This window comes from Stenotrophomonas sp. YJH_SMC_64 (assembly GCF_059371375.1).
This window is the reverse complement of the sequence record NZ_JCAFUN010000018.1, coordinates 52634-71100: the sequence shown is the minus strand read 5'-3', so window position 1 is coordinate 71100 and position 18467 is coordinate 52634. Positions and strand designations below refer to the sequence as shown.

Below are 18467 nucleotides of genomic sequence, written 5' to 3'. Positions count from 1 at the left end.
CTGCATGGCACTGTTCGACTACCAGGCTGCCAACGCGCAGGGCCGCATCGAAAAGGGCCAGTTGGATGCCGACAGCCCGCGCGGTGCTCGCCAGCTGCTGCGCGGGCGCGGGCTGACCCCTGTGCAGGTAAGCGCCGCGCGCAGTGCCGGCGGTGGCTGGGGCGCTCGCCGGCTGTCTGCCAGCGAGCTGGCCTGGGCTACGCGCCAGCTGGCCAGCCTGTTGGCGGCCAGCCTGCCGCTGGAAGGCGCATTGAGTGCGGTGATCGAGCAGGCAGAACGCCCGCACGTGGCCCAGGCGCTTACCGCCGTGCGCGCCGACGTGCGTGCCGGCCAGCGCTTGACCGTGGCGCTGGCAGCGCGGCCACGCGATTTTCCGCCGATCTATCGGGCGCTGGTTGGAGCAGGCGAAGACTCCGGCGATCTGGCACGGGTGATGGAGCGCCTGGCCGACTACATCGAAGAACGCAACGCGCTGCAGGCCAAGGTACTGACCGCCTTCATCTATCCAGCGGCGATCAGCCTGGTATCGGTGGCGATCGTGATCTTCCTGCTCAGCTACGTGGTGCCGCAGGTGGTGACCGCGTTCGTGCAGGCGCGGCAGACGCTGCCGATGCTCACGCAGGTGATGCTGGGCGCCAGCGCGTTCGTGCGCAGCCGGGGCGTGTGGGTGGGGCTGGGCATCGCTGCGCTGGTGGTGACCTGGCGGTTGGCCCTGCGCAAGCCCGAGCTGCGCCTGCGTTGGGATGCGATGCTGTTGCGGCTGCCGATGGTCGGGCGCTTCGTGCTGGGTGTGAACAGCGCGCGTTTCGCCTCGACACTGGCGATCCTGCTGGATGCCGGCGTGCCGCTGCTGCGTGCACTGGAGGCGGCGCGGCAGACCCTGGGCAATGCGCTGCTGGCGCGCTGTGCCGATGACGTGTCCGCGCGCGTGCGCGAAGGTGCCGCGCTGGGTGCTGCGTTGAAGGTACAGAAGGTGTATCCGCCGATCCTGGTGCATCTGGTGGCCAGTGGCGAGAAGACCGGTTCGCTGGCGCCGCTGCTGGATCGCGCCGCGCAGACCATCTCGCGCGAGATCGAGCGTCGCGCGATGGCACTGACTGCGTTGCTGGAGCCGACCATGATCCTGGTGATGGGCGGCGTGGTGTTGACGATCGTGTTGGCGGTGCTGATGCCGATCATGGAAATGAACCAGTTGGTGCAGTGATGCGCAACGCGCATCACAGGTAGAGTCGACTGTTAGTCGACCAGCGCGGAGATCGAGTGCATTCAGATCGTTTCCGCGTGCGAAAAGCAGTCGACTAACAGTCGACTCTCCCCAGTCGATCCCATCGGGTCGATCCCATCAGGTCGATTCAATTCAGTCGATTCAATTCAGTCGATTCAATTCAGTTGATCGGGCGGCGTCGTTGGAATGTGGCATGGGTCGATTCTCCACACAATCCTCCACACCTTTTTTCGATCTTCCACAGGTTTCTTAAGCGGCCTGTCATCGGCGCGGACCAGCATGGACACGTCGCCGCAGAGTGGGCTGGGAGGCCCTCGGCGGCAGCAGGCGTGTAGTGACCGTTCCTCCCTTGGCGTTTCCCTTCGCAGTAAACCCTTCAGGAGAAGATCATGATCAAGTACAAGACCCTGGCCGCGCTGGTTGCCACCGCGCTGCTCGCTACCGTTGGCGCCGCCTCCGCGCAGACCGTTACCGGCGGCGGCGCTTCGCTGCCGGCCGACCTCTACAAGGGTTCGTCCGACAGCATCCTGCCAGCGAACTTCACCTACGCCGTGACCGGTTCGGGCACCGGCAAGAAGGCCTTCCTGGAAAACAACTCGCTGCTGTTCTCGACCACCGGCACCGTGCACTTCGCCGGCAGCGATTCGGTGCTGAGCAGCACCGAGCTGAGCACCTACACTACCAACTTCAACCAGCCGACCAACGCCAACCGCTACGGCGCGCTGATCCAGGTGCCGTCGGTGGCCACCTCGGTCACCATTCCGTTCAACAAGGCCGGTTCGGCGGTGGACCTGAGCGTGGCGCAGATCTGCGGCGTGTTCTCGGGTGCGATCAGCGACTGGTCGACCATCGATGCCAACCGCAGCGGCCCGATCCAGGTGGTGTACCGCCCGGAAAGCAGCGGCACCAGCGAAATGTTCAGCCGCTTCCTGACTGCGGCCTGTGCGGCTGAGAACGCTGGCACCTCGAACCTGGTGGGTGGCAAGTTCGCCATCAAGTCGACCTTCGCCGACCTGTACAAGCGCGATGCCAACGGCAACCTGCCGGCGTTCCTGGTGGCCGCGCCGGCCACCGGTGGCACCTCGCTGTACAACGCTGTCTACGCTGCTGAAGGCCGTATCGGTTACGTTGGCCCGGACGTGATCCCGAGCGTGACCGATGCGACCAAGGTCGCCAAGGTCAAGGGCTTCTCGCCGGATCAGGTGAGTGTGCAGGCCACCCTGGACACCGTCGCTCCGCCGACCGGCACCGCTGCCGAGGACCCCGCCAACTGGGTGCCGGTGTTCGGCAACCCGTCGGCCGGCTATCCGATCGCCGGCTACACCAACCTGGTGATCGGCCAGTGCTACAAGGATTCGAGCGTCGCCACCAGCCTGCGCGGCTTCCTGGCCCGCCACTATCCGGCGACCTACACCGTCGCGTATGAGAAGTCGATCACCGACCACGGCTTCATCCCGCTGACCAAGGCCTGGCGCGATGCGATCCGCAACCGTTTCGTGCTGGCCAGCAGCACTGCCGGCCTGAACAATCCCAGCACCTGCGCCGGCATCGGTCGTCCGCTGTAATCCGCAGCACGGGTTGAATCCTGCTTGACCCGACGCCGGCCCCTGGGCCGGCGTCGCCATTTCCGCGACGGTGCCGCCGCCGCAGTGTTTCGCTGTCGGCTTCGTGTCACGTGAACCGTCTATCAGTGGCAGGGCATGCGTTGCGCGTGCCTCCCCGATCGTCGCCGCAGCCGCGGCCCACCAGGTTGATGAGGTTCCGATGTCGCACCCGCTCCCGTCCGCTGTTCGTCCGGCCGCGCCGATGCGCCGCAATCATCCGATGGCGTGGGCCATCGCGGTCGCCCTGGGCAGCATGGTGGCCCCGGCCAGCCAGGCGCAGCAGGCGTTCAGCCCGGGCTGGTTCGCCGAGCGGGGCGCGGCCCAGGGCAGCGCGGCACAGAGTGGCCGGATGCCCAACGGGGTGCCGATCCAGTTCCAGTTGCCTGCCCAGCAGCAGGATGCAGCACGGCAGAAGCTGCAGCAGTCGATCGACAACCTCGGTACGGCGGCGCAGGCGATTGCCCTGCAGCAGCGCCTGCAGGAACAGGCGCGGCAGGCGCGCCGCGAGGCTGGCTTCATCGTTGCGGATGGCCTGGGCAAGGATGGCCTGAGCGTCGACCAGAACCCGCTGACCCGCGGCTGGCTCAATGCGCGCGACGCGATCCAGTCGCAGGGCAGCGACGGGCGGGTGCAGGTTACGGTCGAGCAGACCGCGGACAAGGCGATCCTGAACTGGGAGACCTTCAATATCGGCGGCAACACCACGCTGAACTTCCTGCAGAACCCTGACTGGGCAGTCCTGAACCGCGTCAATGATCCGCAGGCGCGGCCCAGCCAGATCCTGGGCCAGCTGAAGGCCAATGGCACGGTGTTCGTGGCCAACCGCAACGGGGTGGTGTTCGGCAACAACAGCCAGGTCAATGTACGCAATCTGCTGGCGGCTGCAGCACGGATCAGCGATGCGCAGTTCCGTGACAACGGCCTGTACAGCCCCGACGCCAGCAGCAGCGCGCTCAGCGATGCATTTGGCAAGGTGATGGTGGAGCAGGGTGCACGCATCGCGACCCATGAGCCGACCAGCGCGACGCGCGGCGGTGGCTACGTGCTGCTGGCCGGGCACAGCGTGGAGAATGCTGGCCATATCGAGGCGCGCAAGGGCCAGGTGCAGCTCGCTGCCGGCGACAGTTTCGTGATCCGGCGCGGCGTGGGTACGGCGACCAATACCAGCTCCACTACCCGCGGCAATGAAATCGCGCCGCGCTTCGTCGCTGGCAGCACGGCGGGCAGCGTGCGCAACACCGGTCTGCTGCGCGCCCGCGAGGGTGACGTGACCCTGGCCGGGCGCAACGTCGAGCAGGCCGGTGTGGCCGTGGCCAGCACCACGCTGGCGCAGCGCGGCACCGTGCATCTTCTGGCTTCGGCCAGTGATGCCGGCAGCAGCGTCACGCTTGCCGATGGAGCCACCACGGCGGTGCTGGTCGAGGACGATGGCAAGGCCACGGTGCTGGATACGCAGCGCAACAGCCTCATCAAGGAGTCGGCAGAGCAGGACGCGATCCGCGCCGGCGCGCGCTCGGCAACCTTCGACAATCTGTCCCAGCACAATGATCGCCGGGACCAGTCGCGGGTGGAGATCGTCTCGGGTGGCAACATCCATTTCAGTGCGGATTCGCTGACGGTTGCCACGGGCGGCCAGATCATCGCCGACGCGGCAGCCCGCAGCTACGTAGACGACGCGGCACGCGTGGATGTTTCCGGCGCAGTGGGCGTACAGGTGTCGATGGAAAGCAACAATGTCCAGGTCAAGGTGCAGGGCAACGAACTGCGCGATGCCCTGGACAACCGCGACAGCGGCAAGCTGACCAGCAGCGAGGTCTGGGTCGACCGCCGCAGGCTGGTCCACGTTCCGGCCGGTACCGGGGGCTACGCGGGTGAGCGCTGGTACGCGGCGGGTGGCCTGCTGGAAGTGGGCGGCTACCTTGACAATCAGGGGCACTCGATCGGCGAATGGGCCGCGCAGGGAGGCACCGTCCTGCTGGGCGGCAGGGAAGTGATCACGCATGGCGGCTCACGCATCAACCTTGCCGGTGGCAGCCTGGATGTGCAGAGCGGCGTGATCCGGCAGAGCTGGGTGCGCGGCGTCGATGGCCAGGTCTACCGCCTTGATGACGCGCCGGCGGAGATGCTCTTCGATGGCCTGTACAGCGGCCATGAAGTAAAGCAGGAGCGCTGGGGCATCACCGAGACCTTCCGTGATCCGATTGTATTCGCGGCGCAGCGTGTCGATAACGGATACACGGTCGGCCGCGATGCAGGACGCCTGATCATCTCCGCACCGACCGCGGTGCTGGATGGAAAGGTTGAGACGGCTACCTTCCAGGGCGCGCAGCAGAACCGCAGGCCGGATACCGCGCTGGAGGGTTATGCGCAGGCGCAGACGGCGGTCGCGCGCAATGCGCAGCTGTACCTGGGGCGCTACGACGGCCAGGGCCGCAGCGGTGTGTTCGGCTCGGATGTGCGCCTGGATGACAAGGCTCGGACGAAGGCCGCGTGGTCGCTGCTGGCCCCGGTCAACGAAGTGCGGCGTGGCACCGTGTGGCTGGATATCGCAGAGCTGAGTGCCCAGCAGTGGGGACGGATCGACCTGGCGACCGCTGATCGCATCCGCATCGACGGCAGCCTTCGGCTTCAGGCAGGCGGACAGCTCAACCTGACCGGCAGCGAGGTGGAACTGGCAGGCGACATCGGCATCGCCGGCGGCCAGCTGTCGGCGGGCAACCTGCTGGATGTGCAGGGCCGGCCGACGGCGCTGCTGCATGATGGCCGCGCGCGCACCGCCATCGCCGACGGCACGCGGATCGATCTCTCCGGTGAATGGAGCAATGCGTCACTGGCGACGCCGCGCGACGCGAGCGGTGCCTGGACGGATGGCGGCCGCCTGAGCCTGGGCAGCAGTCATGACGTGGTCGTGGGCGCCAAGGCAACGGTTGACGTCGAGGCCGGTGCTGCGCTGGACCTGCGCGGCAAGGCCCATATCGGCAAAGGCGGCAGCGTCAGCCTGCAGGCGAACAGCAGTACGGTGACGACCGACGGCAGTGGCCGGGTGCAACTGGGCGACGGAAGCCGGTTCAGTGGTCGAGGACAGGGCGGTGGTTCCTTCTCGCTGGGGACCGGTGGCCAGGTGCGGCTGGGCGATGCGGACCTGGCGGGCACATCGCTGCGACTGGACCCCGGCCTGTTCGGCAGTGGCTTCGCGCAGTACGACATCAATGGCCACCACGGTGTGGAGGTGGCCGATGGCGCGCGGCTGGTCGCTGCCCTGCCAGGCCTGCGCCTGACCCAGGACGCGCGGATGGCGACCGACCGGGCGTCCGCACTGGCAGCGTGGGACGCGCCGCTGTACAGCGCCGATCCGTCGAGCGGGCGCGTCAGCCAGCGCGCGGGTGCGAGCATCAGCCTGCGTTCGGAGCGCAACAGCGTGGGCGGTGACCTGCGGGTTGGCAAGGATGCACTGGTGGCGGTTGATCCAGGGCAGACGATCTCGCTGCTCGGTGCAGGCAACATCGATGTTGAAGGCACGCTGCGCGCGAAGGGCGGCCGCATCCTGATCGACGATGTGCGCCCGGAAAACGCGCTGTACGCCGGGCAGCGCACCGAACGCACCTGGCGTTTCGCCGAGGGCGCGCTGCTGGATGCCGATGCAGACGCGATGTCGCTGCCCGATCCCAGCGGCCGCCTGCGCGGGCAGGTGCGCGCAGGTGGCCGCATCGAGATTGGCGGGGCGCTGGACTGGGAGACCACCGCATTCGTCGACAACCGACCGCCGGAAGCCTTCGTGGTGGTCGAACGCGGTGCGCGCCTGCAGGCGCGCGGCGCGTCGGCCGAACTGGACATCGATGGCCAGGGCCGCGTGCGCGTGGACAGCGACGGCGGGCAGATCGTGCTGCGTTCGGCCAACGCGCTGTACCTGGAGGGCGGGATGGACGCGGCCGCCGGTGGTGCCGGCGCACGCGGCGGCACGCTTGGCCTGGCCTTTGGCGGGAGCATCCATGCACGTGGTGCCAGCGACGAGGTACTGCGAGCGCGTGCGATCAGCCTCAGCCAGCACAGCGCACCGGCGCAGCCACTGCCGGCCGCATTGGAATATGGCCACGCCGCGTTGTCGGTCGAGCAGCTGCAGGCCGGCGGTTTCGACAACCTGTCCGTGTTCGGTGACATCCGCGCGGTCGGCGACGTCGACCTGCGCCTGGCCCAGAGCCTGCGCATCCATGGCCAGGGCACTTCGAGCCTGGGCATGGCCGTGGATGCCGGGCTATCGTCTGGGCTGCGACTGAGTGCGCCCTATGCTCGCCTGGCGCAGGCACGCTGGCGCCAGATGCCGGGCGAGAACCTGCAGGGCACCGCCGCGGTCGCTTCGTCCGGGCCGGAAGATCACGCGCTGGCGGTGCAGGCCGAGCTGATCGACATCCGCGACGTCACCTGGCTGCCGGGTTTCAAGCATGTGGCGCTGGAAAGCCGCAGTGACGTGCGCCTGACCAACGGCATTGCCAGCAGTGGCAACACCAGCGCGTTGATGACGGCTGGTTCGATGGACGTGACCGCTGCGCGCCTGTACCCCACCACAGGCGCGGTCGGCACGCTGGTGGCCGGCGCGTCGGCGCAGACCGTGCAGACCGCTGATTACTGGGCCGATCCGGATGCCGTGCTGCGCATCCACGGCACCGGTGCGGACACGAAGCCGGCGCCGGAATCGGCGCTGGGTACGCTTCGCCTGGTGGCCGCCACGGTGCAGCAGGGCGGCAACGTACAGGCGCCGATGGGCACGCTGCAGCTGGGTGGCCTTATCCAGAACGGAACCGTCGGTAGCCGGGTGGAACTGCTGCCAGGCAGCGTCACCTCGACCAGTGGCGCCGGCTTGTCGCTACCCTATGGTGGCACCGTCGATGGTGTCGACTGGCGGGTCGGTACGCGCAGCCTGGGTTCGCTGACGCCGGCCGGCATCTCCTCGATGGGGGTGACCCTGAAGGCGAATGAGATCGAGGTGGCGCCGGGGGCCCTGCTGGACATGTCCGGCGGTGGTGAGTTGACCGGTGCCGCCTTTGTGTCAGGACGCGGTGGCTCTGTCGACGTGCTGCGAACGGCGTTGGCCGACGCCAATCCGCGCTATGGATTCAGTGCGTCGGGCAACCCGGTGTATGCGATCGTGCCGGGACGCGCCGGGACATTTGCCCCCAGCGGCGAGGAAGGATTCGCCGCACCGGCCGTGGGCCAGCAGATCACCGTGCCGGCGGGCGTGCCCGGCCTGGCAGCAGGCACCTACACGCTGATGCCGGCCAGCTATGCGCTGCAGCCCGGTGCATTCCGGGTTGAGCTGGGCGCCACCGGCACCTCGGGCATCGCGCAACCCATCGCGACCGGTACCGGCACCTGGCGTGTGTCCGGGCAGCAGCGCACGGCGCTGGGCACGGCAATCTCGCCGTTGCTCACCGACATCCTGCTGACCCCCGCCGCAGTAGTACGCCGGCACTCGGGCTACAACGAAGCCTCCTACAACAGCTTCGCGCAATCGGTGGCCGACCGCCGCGGCGAGTCGCGTGGCTGGCAGACCATCGATGCGCTCGGGTTGACCCTTGCGTTGGGCGAAGGCGCAGGTCGTGCAGACACGCCTGCCATCCGCTTCGCCGGCACCGCGCGGTTCGGCGCCGCCACCGACAACGGGCGAGGCGGCACGCTGACAGCCACGTTGGCCAGCCCGGCGGTCGGTTCACTGGAGATCGTCGACGGCGGTGCGCAATCGCAGGCGCGTGATCGCGGTGCCACCTTCAGCGACGTCGCGCTCAATGCCTTCCTGCCGGCGCGGATGATGATCGGCGGGCAGTTCAACCAGGAGGCCTCGCAGGTGGCGGTGACCGGCCAGGCGCGCAGCGTGGCGATCCGTTCCGGCGTCACCTTGAACGCACCGGAAGTGCTGGTGGCAGCGGCCTCCGGTGGCAGCGGCGTGCTGGTCGAGGCCGGTGCGACCCTCGATACACTGTCGTTCGCATCCGCCAACGCGAATGCCAGCGCGACCCTGCCTTACCAGGTCTCCGGCGGCCTGCTGGCGGTGTCCAACCAGCGCCTGAACCTGATCACCGGCACCACCGGGGTGGAGGCCGGTCCAGTGGCGATCGACATTGGGGGGTGCCAGACGGCGTGCGACGGCCAGACCCGGCTGGTTTCCGATGGCAGCATCGCGGTAGCGACCGATGGCGCGCTGCAGATGCGCGACTCGGCCAGCTATGGCACCCGTCAGCTCGGCCTGAGCATGGCGGCGCTGAACCTCGGCAGTGCCGAAGCGATCGCCCTGGCCGCTGCGGCAGGGGCGCTGCCCAGTGGCATGACCATGAACCAGTCCGTGCTCCAGCAACTGCTGCGCGGCAATGATGCCACCGGCGCGCCGGCGCTGGACACGCTGAGCCTGGTCGCGCGGGACTCTGTCAACGTGTTCGGCAGCGTCGACCTGGACGCGCGCGACAGTGCCATCGGCCGCAGTGGCCTGCAGACGCTCGTGCTTGGTGCGCAGGCCATCCGCGGCTACGGTGCGGCGACCGACCGTGCGCGCATCCTGGTGGACACGCTGGTCTGGGACGGCTCATTGGCGGCGAGCCAGGCGCCGGGCAGTGACGCGTCGGTGCCGCCGGCCGATCCGATGGTGAACCGGCTCGGCGCCGGGCAGCTGGACATCTTTACCCGCCAGCTGCAGCTGGGGCGGGCGCCATTCAGCCGTCCCAGTTCTGAAGTACCTGCGAACCGGCAGGTGCTCGGATTCAGTGCGCTGAACCTGAGTGCTTCGGAGCAGCTGTCGTTCTCCGCGCAGGGCACGCTGGACGTGTTCCAGCAGCGCGGCGACTATCTGGCCGACAAGGGCTGGCAGTACAGCGGAGGCAGCCTGGGTATCGATACACCGCTGTTGACGGCCGATCCCGCCGCGCGGCTGCGCGTGCGCACCGGCGGCGACTTCCGCCTGCAGGGGGGCACCGGCAAGGCGGGTGGCGATGCACTGGGCAGTGAGCTGAGCATCGACGCCAACCGGATCACGCTGGACAGCACGATCGCGCTGGCGTCCGGACGGCTGTCGGCGAACGCACGCCAGGGCATCACGCTTGGCAGCCGGGCCGCGTTGGATCTGGCCGGACGCAAGGTCTCGCTGTACGACGTGGACAAGTTCAGCTGGGGCGGCGATGTCCTGCTGTCCAGCGACACGGGTGACATCCGCGCCGATGCGGCCTCCCGCATCGATGTTTCCGCCCGCAACAACCGAGGCGGACGCCTGACGGTCACCGCAATGGCCGGCCGAGCCGATCTGGCCGGTGTTCTGCAGGGTGCCGCCACTGGTCGCTACGATGCCGGTGGCACGCTGGTGCCCTACGACGGTGGTGAACTGGTGGTGCGGGCACGCCAGCTGCAGGACTTCGCCGGCCTCAACCAGCGATTGACCGCCGGCGGCGTCGTCGGCGATCGCAGCTTCCAGATCGGTGAGGGCGATCTGCGGATCGGCGACGAAGTGAAGGCGCGCCGGGTCGATATCAGCGTCGATGCGGGCAGCCTGACCGTGGCCGGCCGCATCGATGCCAGCGGCGAGCAGGTCGGCAGCATCCGCCTGTACGCCCGCGATCAGTTGCAGGTGGACGGCACGCTGGACGCGCACGGTACCGGCCTGCGCGTGGACAGCCATGGCAAGATCATCGACAGTCCAAACCGGGCCACCATCACGCTGGGCAGCGCCGAAGGTGCCGTCGGCCTGGGCAGCGCGGCGCAGCTGGACCTGCGTGCGGGCAGCGATGTTACCGTCGGTGGACGTCCTGGCCAGAACGATGGCACCCCGCGCGGCACGCTGAAGATCGATGTGCCGCGGCTGGGCAGCAACGACGCGGCGATTGCCGCGGCCACCGGCCTGCGCATCGATGGCGCGGCCGACATCCAGCTCAATGGTGTTCGCCGCTACGACGATGCGCCCCTGGCAGCCACCGCTGACGTGCGCGGCAACCGCGCGCAGCTGGTCACCCAGCAGTGGCTGGACCAGGTGGTCGATCCGCACAGCGTGGCCTGGATCGATGCTGCGCTGGACAACGCGGATCTGCAGCAGCGCACGCGGGCGCTGGGCGATGTCCGCCTTCGTCCCGGCGTGCAGGTGCTGGCGCGGCGCAGCGACGCCAACCCGGACGGCGACCTGACCATTGCCGGCGACATCGATCTGTCCGGCTACCGCTACGGGCCCGAAGCCAACCGCGCCGATCCATCGCGGCGTGGCTTCGGCGAATCGGCCTCGCTGGTGCTGCGGGCCGAAGGCAACATCAACGTCTACGGCAGCATCAACGATGGGTTCGCACCGCCGCCGTCCACGCCGGATGAGGGTGGCTGGCAGCTGTATGAGGGTCGCAATGGCAGCGCGGGGCAAACCCCCTTTGGCGGCGGCCTGGTGGTGCCGGTGGACGGAGTGAAGCTGCTGCCCGGCACCGAGTTCCAGGCCGGCACCCGCCTGAACTATGACGTGCCGGTCGAATCGGTAACGCTTCCGGTCGGTACCGTGCTGCCCGCGCCGATGGTGATCTCGCAGAACCTGCGCCTGCCAGCGGGCACGGTGCTGGGTGCGGCGGTGACCACCGACTCCGGGCAGACGCTGGCGGCGGGCACCGTGCTGCAGCAGCCGCTGGTGCTGGCGGCCGGTGCGCGCCTGGGGGCCGGCTTCCGCCTGCGCAGTGCCGTACAGATGGCGGCACAGGAATGGCCCGCCGGCGCGACGCTGCCGGTTGCGTTGCGCTTGGCACGGGAAGTCGAGCTCAAGGTGGGCGCGTACATCCCATCGTTGACCAAGGTGGAGTTGCCCGGCAACGGGCCGGTGAATCTGCGGCCGGCCGATGCCGGCGGCAACCAGGGGCGCAACTGGGCGCTGGCGCCGATGCTGGCCGAGGGCACCACCTCCTGGGACCTGACCGTTGTTGCCGGTGCCGATACCGGGGCAGCCGACCCACGCAGCCGGCGCTGGGGCAGTGAAGGCAGCGTGGTGCTGGCCGACACCCACCAGGGCTCGATCGGTACGGTCAAGACCGAAATCATCTGGGTGGGTGATCGTGCGTTGACTGAGCGGGCATCGCTGGACTGGATCGGCGACACCTCCTATGCAGGCCGTCCGATTGCGGAGTTGGCCGACATGTTCGGCTTCACCGAAGACGAGTTCTGCGCGATGTCGGCCGACTACTGCGGCCCGGCCCCCCGCCAGGTGGCCGCGCAGGGCTCGCTGGATTACTGGGGCGACGAGTCCTACGTAGGCACCCCTGCGAAGGACTTCGCCGCGATGTTTGGCATGACCGAAGACGAGTTCTGCAGCACGGCGCCCACCTACTGCGCCGGCGGCGGCACGCAGACCGAAGTGACCACTTACGGCAAGCGCGCAGGCACGCCGGCGTGGAGCGTGCTGCGCACCGGCAAGGGGGACCTCGAACTGCTCGCTGCCGGTGATGTCGTGATGAAGTCCGGCTTCGGTGTGTACACGGCGGGCGCTCCCACCACGCTGGGCGAGGGCCGCGACGCTGCCTTCAATTCGCCCCGTGCAGCAGCCCCCAGGAACACCGCACTGCTGGGTCCGAACCTGGTGCCGGGCAGCTATGATGCCGCGTTGGCCGGCTACCAGGCCTGGTATCCCGATCATGGCGGCAACCTGCGCGTCGAAGCCGGGCGAGATATCGTCGGTGACGTCTGGACCGGGCGCGCAGAGTCGGGCACCAGCGAGCGCGACTGGGCGCTGTACTCCAGTGCCGCGGTCGGCAATTGGCTGTGGCGGCAGGGAACCGGCAGCACCACCGGTGTGGAGCCGGTGCCGACCAGCTGGTGGGTGAACTTTGGCGCCTACACCAACGTGTCCGCTGCTGCTGGCGCCTCTCCGCGGATGGTCGGCTTCACCGGCTTCGGTACATTGGGCGGCGGCAACTTGACGCTGGAGGCCGGGCGTGACGCCGGCGTGCGCGATGCGATAGGTGACGCGCTGGACTCGACGATCGCACCGCGCTCGGGTGCGATCATCGCGGCGGTGGGATCGACCGGCCGGGTCAGCGATGGCCAGCTGCACCTGACCGGCGGCGGCGACCTGCAACTGCGTATCGGTGGCGCACTGAATCCGAATCTGCGGGCGACGTTCTCCAGCCTCAATGCCTCCAGGGCGGGACAGAATCTCGATCTCAACGGTACCTTCAGCAATCTGCGTGGCAGCCTGCAGCTGGATGCGGGACGCATCGGTGCAATGGGCGTCACCCTGGAAAGCTACGCGACGCTGGGCCAGCTGCGTGCGGCCGATCTGTTCGCCGCCGACGCCGCTCGCCCGATGGGCGGGCCGGTGCTGGTGCTGGGCGATGCGGTCGCGCAGCTGCAGGCGCGGGGCGATGTGGTGCTCGGCGGCGTCGCCGATGCCGGCCGGGTTCCGCTGGCCAACTACAGCGCGGTGCTGCTGGATGATGGCGCGCGCGCTGCTGGCAGTACGTGGTTCTCCCTGTGGACCGCCAACACGGCCGTGGATCTGTTCAGTGCCGGTGGTGACCTCGCGCCAGGCCTCGCCGGGCCGGAAAACGTGACGGGCAGCAATCTGTGGCGCGAGCAGGTCCAGCTTGTTGTGCGTGGCGGTGATGATCTGCTGAATTACTGGCTCTATCCTTCGCGCTTCAGCGCGATTGCTGCGCAGGGTGACATCAAGCTGGACCGGATCAGCACCACGCCGGGGACGCAGGATGTGATCCTGCTGGCACCCTCGGCGACAGGACGGCTGGACGTCCTGGCCGGTGGCGGCATCTTCGCCCAGCCTGGCGCGACCCAGATCGCGCGCTCGGCCAGTGACGCGCGCCTGCCGGGACCCTTCGACCCGGCATTCATGGCCGAGCAGGGTGATTCCGCAGGCAATGTGACCCGCACGCGGCACAACCTTTCGGTCGACGGCAACATTGCATCGCCGGACGCGTCGCTTCCGCTGTTTGCGTTCGGTCCGAATACTCCGCTGTCCTCCGTGTCTGCGGCCCTGGCGCCGAGCCGTTTCTACGCGGTGCAGGGGGACATTATCGGCCTGGCCACCGGCGCCCGGCGCACGCTGAATCCCAACGCGGGGCAGCGCACGCAGTTGAACTGGTTCGAAGCCGCCGGCGCCGTGCAACTGCGGGCAGGCCGGGACATCCTCGGGGTGTCGATGACCGCGTTGAACACCGCGCCCACCGACATCACGGTGGCGGCGGCAGGCCGCGACATCGTGCATCTGAACGCGACCATCGCTGGCCCCGGCAACACCGAGATCAGTGCCGGCCGCCAGCTGCGCCAGGAGGATGCGGGCAGCATCGTCAGCCTCGGTGGCATCGTGCAGGGCGACACCCGTCCCGGCGCCAGCATCGCGCTGACGGCCGGCAACCAGCAGATCGACTTCGCGGCCCTGCGTGCCCGTTATCTGGACCCAGTCAACCTTGCCGATCCCGCGCAATCGCTTGCATCGCAGCCGGGCAAGGCAGTCAAGGTCTACAACCAGGAGCTGAAGCAGTGGCTGCAGCAGCGCTTCGGCGTGGCTGCCGACGGCGACGGGGCGCTGGCCGCGTTCGATGCGCTGCCGCAGGAACAGCAGCGCATCTTCCTGCGCCAGGTCTATTACGCCGAGCTGCGCGAAGGTGGAAGGGAATATACCGATGTAGAAGGGCCCCGCTTCGGCTCCTACCTGCGTGGGCGCGAAGCCATCGCCACGCTGATGCCGGACAGGAATGCGGCCGGTGCGACGATCGACCGTACCGGCGACATCGTGATGTACGGTGGCTCCGGCGTGCGTACCGAGGCGGGCGGCAACATCGAGCTGATGGCACCGGGTGGGCAGATCGTGATCGGTGTGCAGGGCGTGGTGCCACCTGCCAGCGCCGGCCTTGTCACCCAGGGGCAGGGCGATATCCGCCTGTTCAGCCAGGACAGCGTGCTGCTGGGCCTGTCGCGGGTGATGACCACGTTCGGCGGCGACATCCTGGCGTGGTCGGAGCAGGGTGACATCAATGCCGGTCGCGGTTCGCAGACGACGCTGCTGTACACGCCACCGCGTCGCGTCTATGACGGCTGGGGCAATGTGATCCTGTCGCCGCAGGCTCCCGCCAGTGGCGCCGGCATCGCGACCTTGAACCCCATCGCCGAAGTACGACCGGGCGACGTCGACCTGATCGCACCGCTTGGCACCATCGACGCGGGCGAGGCCGGTATCCGCGTCTCGGGCAACATCAACCTGGCGGCGCTGCAGGTGCTCAATGCCGCCAACATCCAGGTACAGGGCGAGAGCAAGGGCCTGCCGGTGCTGGCATCGGTGAACGTCAATGCGCTGGCCTCGGCCAGTGCGGCAGCCAACAGCGCCAGCCAGGCGGCACAGGATGTGATGCGCAAGAGCCAGGACGAGGCACGGCGCAACCAGCCGTCGGTGATCAGCGTGCAGATCCTCGGCTTCGGCAGTGGCACCAGCGCCATCAATCCGCCGGCGCGTGGCAACACTGCCAACAGCGGCTATGACGCCAACAGTGCCTTCCAGTTCCCGCAGGCAAGTCGCGACGAGGGCACGCAGCGCCGGTAGGTGCCGTCCTTGGTCGGCACACGTTGCTGCCCACCAAGGTCGGCAGTAGATCCACGCCATGCGTGGATGCGACCGGGCCGAAAGAACGAACAGCATCGGGCCAGCCGCCACGGAACGGCAGCGGCCCCAGCCAGGACGGCACCGAAGGCAGGGAGCGGCCATCAGCGGTGAGGACCACCGACACGGCGCCGCCGGGTGCAGGAGAGCACCCGGCGGCAGGCTCGGCAGTAGATCCACGCAATGCGTGGATGGCTGGGCCAGCCTCAGTGCCGACCAACGGTCGGCACCCACAAGGGCAGGCCGGGCAGTAGAAGCCGCTCGGCAGTAGATCCACGCAATGCGTGGATGGCTGGGCCAGCTTCAGTGCCGACCAAGGTCGGCACCCACCAGAGCGGGCTTGGCAGTAGATCCACGCCATGCGTGGATGCTTTGCCTGGAAGAAATCCTAAAGCTCCAGCACGCGCCGGTAACTCAACGGCCCACGCCCATCGCGCAGGCCCAACCGCAGTTCCAGCCCGGTGGCCGGCAGCACCTCGCCTTTGCTCGGTAGCAGCGCCCACCCGGCGCCCGGCTGCCAGGCGCGTACCTCGAATCGCTGCACATCCTGCGCCACCGCGATCCCCTTTGACGGATCCGGTGCGGGCAAAGGGTAGCGATCCGTCGCAGCGCCACTGGCCCGCCACAGCGTGCTTCCCTGTCGCCACCAGCGAACACGTTGCCAGCGCAACCCGTCGCTGCCCAAGCTGCGGGTGATCTCCAGCGCGAAGCTTCCATCCGGATGCCGTTCGCTCACCAGTGAAGGGGGTAGCAGGCGCTGAGGCTGATCCGCCGGGCGCACTGCGCCGTTCATCAGCGCGTCGTCGGCACGCATCTCGATGTCGCGCTGGAACTGCTGCAGCACGCGCAGCGCCGTCGTGGTCTCGGCATCGGCCCGGCGCAGGCGTTGGTCGCTGCTGGCCACGCTGTCCAGCGCACGCCAGCAGATCAGTGCCAGCACGCCCATGATGGTGATCGCGATCATCACCTCGATCAGTGTGAAACCTGCTGCGGTACGCTTCATTGCGCCGCCGTCCACGGCAGCTGCATCCGCGCCAGCGATTGCCGCGGTGCATCTTCGGCCACCACGCTGAGTTCCAGTTGCGGCTGTCCGTCACTCCCTGTGCCGATATGCTGCAGCACCAGGAAACTGCTGCGCCCCTGCACGCAGCGCTGCCGTGCATTCTGCGGCGGCTGCCCGGCCAGGCGCAGCTCCTGCCAGCGGTCCTGCGCACACATCAGTGCCAGCCGACGGTCGCGCAGGCGCGATTGATCATCGGTCGCCACCGCCACCGAACGCATCACCGCCGCCAGCGCAATCGAAACGATCGCCAATGCGATCAGCACTTCGATCAGGGTGAACCCGCGCATGTTCCGCTTCACTGCACGACCTGCAACTGTCCGCTGCCATCATCACGAAGACGCAGCTGGCGGCCCTGCAACGACAACCTCAGCTCCCACGCCACGCCGATCCACTCCGGGCTCAGTTCAATCGGCGTGGTCGGTTGCACCGCGATGCCCGCCGGTTGCCATTGCTGCGGACGCAGAAGGTCATCGCGCTGCACGTCAACCCAGCGGGTGCCTTCGCGGCGGCTGAAGCGGTAGCCGGCGGCGTCGGCCTGCCAGCGCAGGGGGCGGCCATCGATGCGCGCCTCGTCGCGCGCCACCTGCAGGCGCTGCGCCAGCCGTTCAGCTTCCTGCCGCAGCTGGCGCGCGGGGTCGAGCAGGCTGCCCAGGCCCAGGCCGATGCCCGCCGTGCAGATGCCGATGATCACCAGCACCACCATCAGTTCCAGCAGGGTGAAACCACGCGGCACGTGCTGCATCGACGTTGCCTCCTGTCCGGGTCGATACCCGCCAGCGTAGGCCGGCATGATGAAACAAAAGCGTCAGCCACAGCTGCTAGCGTAGGCGGACACGAACGTGGCGATGGTGCGGAACATGGATGGCAGGCGCTGGGGTCGCAATCGCATACTGACCCTGCTGGCGGCGACGCTGCTGCTGGCGGTGGCGGCCTATTGGGGCGTGACCCTGTCTGCGGTGGCGCCGACGGCGGCGGCCAGCGAAACGCACGCAGAGGCCCCTGCACGCCCCCTGTTCGATGCAGTGGCCAGCCTGCCGCTGGTGCGGTTGCTGTCCCCCGGTGCGGTGCAGACCGAGGTGGTCGTGCTGGGCGTGATGGCCGGCGACCACGCGCCGCTGGCGCTGCTTTCGGTGGATGGACGCCCGGCGGAAGCGTATGCGCCCGGCCAACGACTCGGACCCTGCACGGTGCTGGCCAGCATCAGTGCCAGCGCGGTCGAATTGAACCAGGCCGGGCAATCGCGCAGCCTGCCGGTGCCTGAGCTGCCGCCGGTGCCGAGCGATGGCATCGTGCCCGCGGCACCGTAGTGCCGAGCCTACGCTCGGCTGCGTCTGGAAGAACAGTCGAGCCTGGCTCGACTCTACAGAATCCTGCCGAGCGATAGCTCGACCCTTCAAATCCTGCCAGGCGTGGGCTCGGCCCTACGGCCGCGCAGGCTCATCGCGCCGGACGCTGCGGTACCACCGAACGACCAAAGGCATCGCCCATGCGCTGTCGCGTGCCTTCCAGGTTGTACTGCATCAGCTGGTTGCCCGGCTGCCGCATCAGCCGCTCGGCCTCCGGCAGTGCCGGTGACTTCGCCGCTTTCGATGCCGGCGCCAACTTGCGCTGCAGGCAGTCCCAGGCCGGAATGCGCTCGCCATTGACCTGTACTTCGATGCAGGGCGCGGCGTCTTCCTGCTTCTTCGCCTCGTCGGCGCGCACCGGGGCCAGCACCAGCAGCAACGCAAGGATGAGGGCAGCGCGCAGTTCCACCATCAGTGATTCACGCATCTCGAATCTTCCGCAGCAATCGACGTTCTGCAATGAAGACGTGTGGAGAAGGCAGGGTCCGCCTGCGTGCGTTGCGGTGCCGTCAAAAGATGACAGTGCTGTCACAAAACTGTTGGCGGTTTTGACGCGACGTACACGTCCTGTTGGTAGACCCACGCGCCGCTCCATGGCCCTTTCCTTCGATACGACGCGATGCCTTCG

General features: G+C 68.3%; 8 protein-coding genes. 4 read left to right on the top strand and 4 right to left on the bottom strand.

Annotated elements, in window-relative coordinates:
- Window positions 1-4: 4 nt before the first annotated feature.
- From gspF to AC5P9L_RS18515, 3 genes are all read left to right on the top strand, one after another.
- Complete coding sequence (gene gspF, locus AC5P9L_RS18525) at window positions 5-1204, top strand: type II secretion system inner membrane protein GspF (RefSeq protein ID WP_227415370.1); 1200 nt, start codon at window positions 5-7, stop codon at window positions 1202-1204.
- 410 nt (window positions 1205-1614) lie between these two features.
- Window positions 1615-2790 carry a substrate-binding domain-containing protein gene (locus AC5P9L_RS18520; protein WP_005409883.1) on the top strand — a complete coding sequence of 392 codons (1176 nt, stop codon included), beginning with the start codon at window positions 1615-1617 and terminating at the stop codon, window positions 2788-2790.
- 199 nt (window positions 2791-2989) lie between these two features.
- A complete protein-coding gene (locus tag AC5P9L_RS18515; RefSeq protein ID WP_323162970.1) occupies window positions 2990-15373 on the top strand; it encodes a filamentous hemagglutinin family protein in 12384 nt (4127 codons plus the stop codon).
- 445 nt (window positions 15374-15818) lie between these two features.
- On the opposite strand, the gene AC5P9L_RS18510 is transcribed toward AC5P9L_RS18515, so the two are convergent.
- Genes AC5P9L_RS18510 through gspH form a run of 3 tightly spaced genes read right to left on the bottom strand, consistent with a single transcriptional unit; the run spans window position 15819 to window position 17235 of the window.
- Window positions 15819-16433, bottom strand: coding sequence for a prepilin-type N-terminal cleavage/methylation domain-containing protein (locus AC5P9L_RS18510; RefSeq protein WP_012480441.1), 615 nt, complete (start codon window positions 16431-16433; stop codon window positions 15819-15821).
- On the bottom strand, window positions 16430-16780 hold the full coding sequence (gene gspI, locus AC5P9L_RS18505; protein WP_171956704.1) for a type II secretion system minor pseudopilin GspI: 351 nt from the start codon (window positions 16778-16780) through the stop codon (window positions 16430-16432). The genes AC5P9L_RS18510 and gspI overlap by 4 nt, the downstream gene beginning before the upstream one ends.
- Window positions 16781-16788: 8 nt before the next feature.
- Window positions 16789-17235 (bottom strand): type II secretion system minor pseudopilin GspH, encoded by a 447-nt coding sequence (gene gspH, locus AC5P9L_RS18500; RefSeq protein WP_024956497.1) that lies wholly within the window; start codon window positions 17233-17235, stop codon window positions 16789-16791.
- Window positions 17236-17350: 115 nt separating this feature from the next.
- On the opposite strand from gspH, the gene AC5P9L_RS18495 reads away from it, so the two are divergent.
- A complete protein-coding gene (locus tag AC5P9L_RS18495; protein ID WP_227415372.1) occupies window positions 17351-17800 on the top strand; it encodes a general secretion pathway protein in 450 nt (149 codons plus the stop codon).
- A 130-nt stretch (window positions 17801-17930) separates the two neighbouring features.
- Here the strand turns inward: AC5P9L_RS18495 and AC5P9L_RS18490 are convergent, their stop codons facing one another.
- The gene (locus AC5P9L_RS18490) at window positions 17931-18266 is read right to left on the bottom strand and encodes a hypothetical protein (RefSeq protein ID WP_024956499.1); all 336 of its coding nucleotides are present in this window, start codon (window positions 18264-18266) and stop codon (window positions 17931-17933) included.
- Window positions 18267-18467 lie beyond the last annotated feature (201 nt).

What these genes read in the sequence shown, in the direction of transcription:
- gspF (WP_227415370.1), top strand. Translation starts at nt 5, where the DNA reads ATGGCACTGTTCGACTACCAGGCTGCCAACGCGCAGGGCCGCATCGAA.
- AC5P9L_RS18520 (WP_005409883.1), top strand. Translation starts at nt 1,615, where the DNA reads ATGATCAAGTACAAGACCCTGGCCGCGCTGGTTGCCACCGCGCTGCTC.
- AC5P9L_RS18515 (WP_323162970.1), top strand. Translation starts at nt 2,990, where the DNA reads ATGTCGCACCCGCTCCCGTCCGCTGTTCGTCCGGCCGCGCCGATGCGC.
- AC5P9L_RS18510 (WP_012480441.1), bottom strand. Translation starts at nt 16,433, where the DNA reads ATGAAGCGTACCGCAGCAGGTTTCACACTGATCGAGGTGATGATCGCG.
- gspI (WP_171956704.1), bottom strand. Translation starts at nt 16,780, where the DNA reads ATGCGCGGGTTCACCCTGATCGAAGTGCTGATCGCATTGGCGATCGTT.
- gspH (WP_024956497.1), bottom strand. Translation starts at nt 17,235, where the DNA reads ATGCAGCACGTGCCGCGTGGTTTCACCCTGCTGGAACTGATGGTGGTG.
- AC5P9L_RS18495 (WP_227415372.1), top strand. Translation starts at nt 17,351, where the DNA reads ATGGATGGCAGGCGCTGGGGTCGCAATCGCATACTGACCCTGCTGGCG.
- AC5P9L_RS18490 (WP_024956499.1), bottom strand. Translation starts at nt 18,266, where the DNA reads ATGCGTGAATCACTGATGGTGGAACTGCGCGCTGCCCTCATCCTTGCG.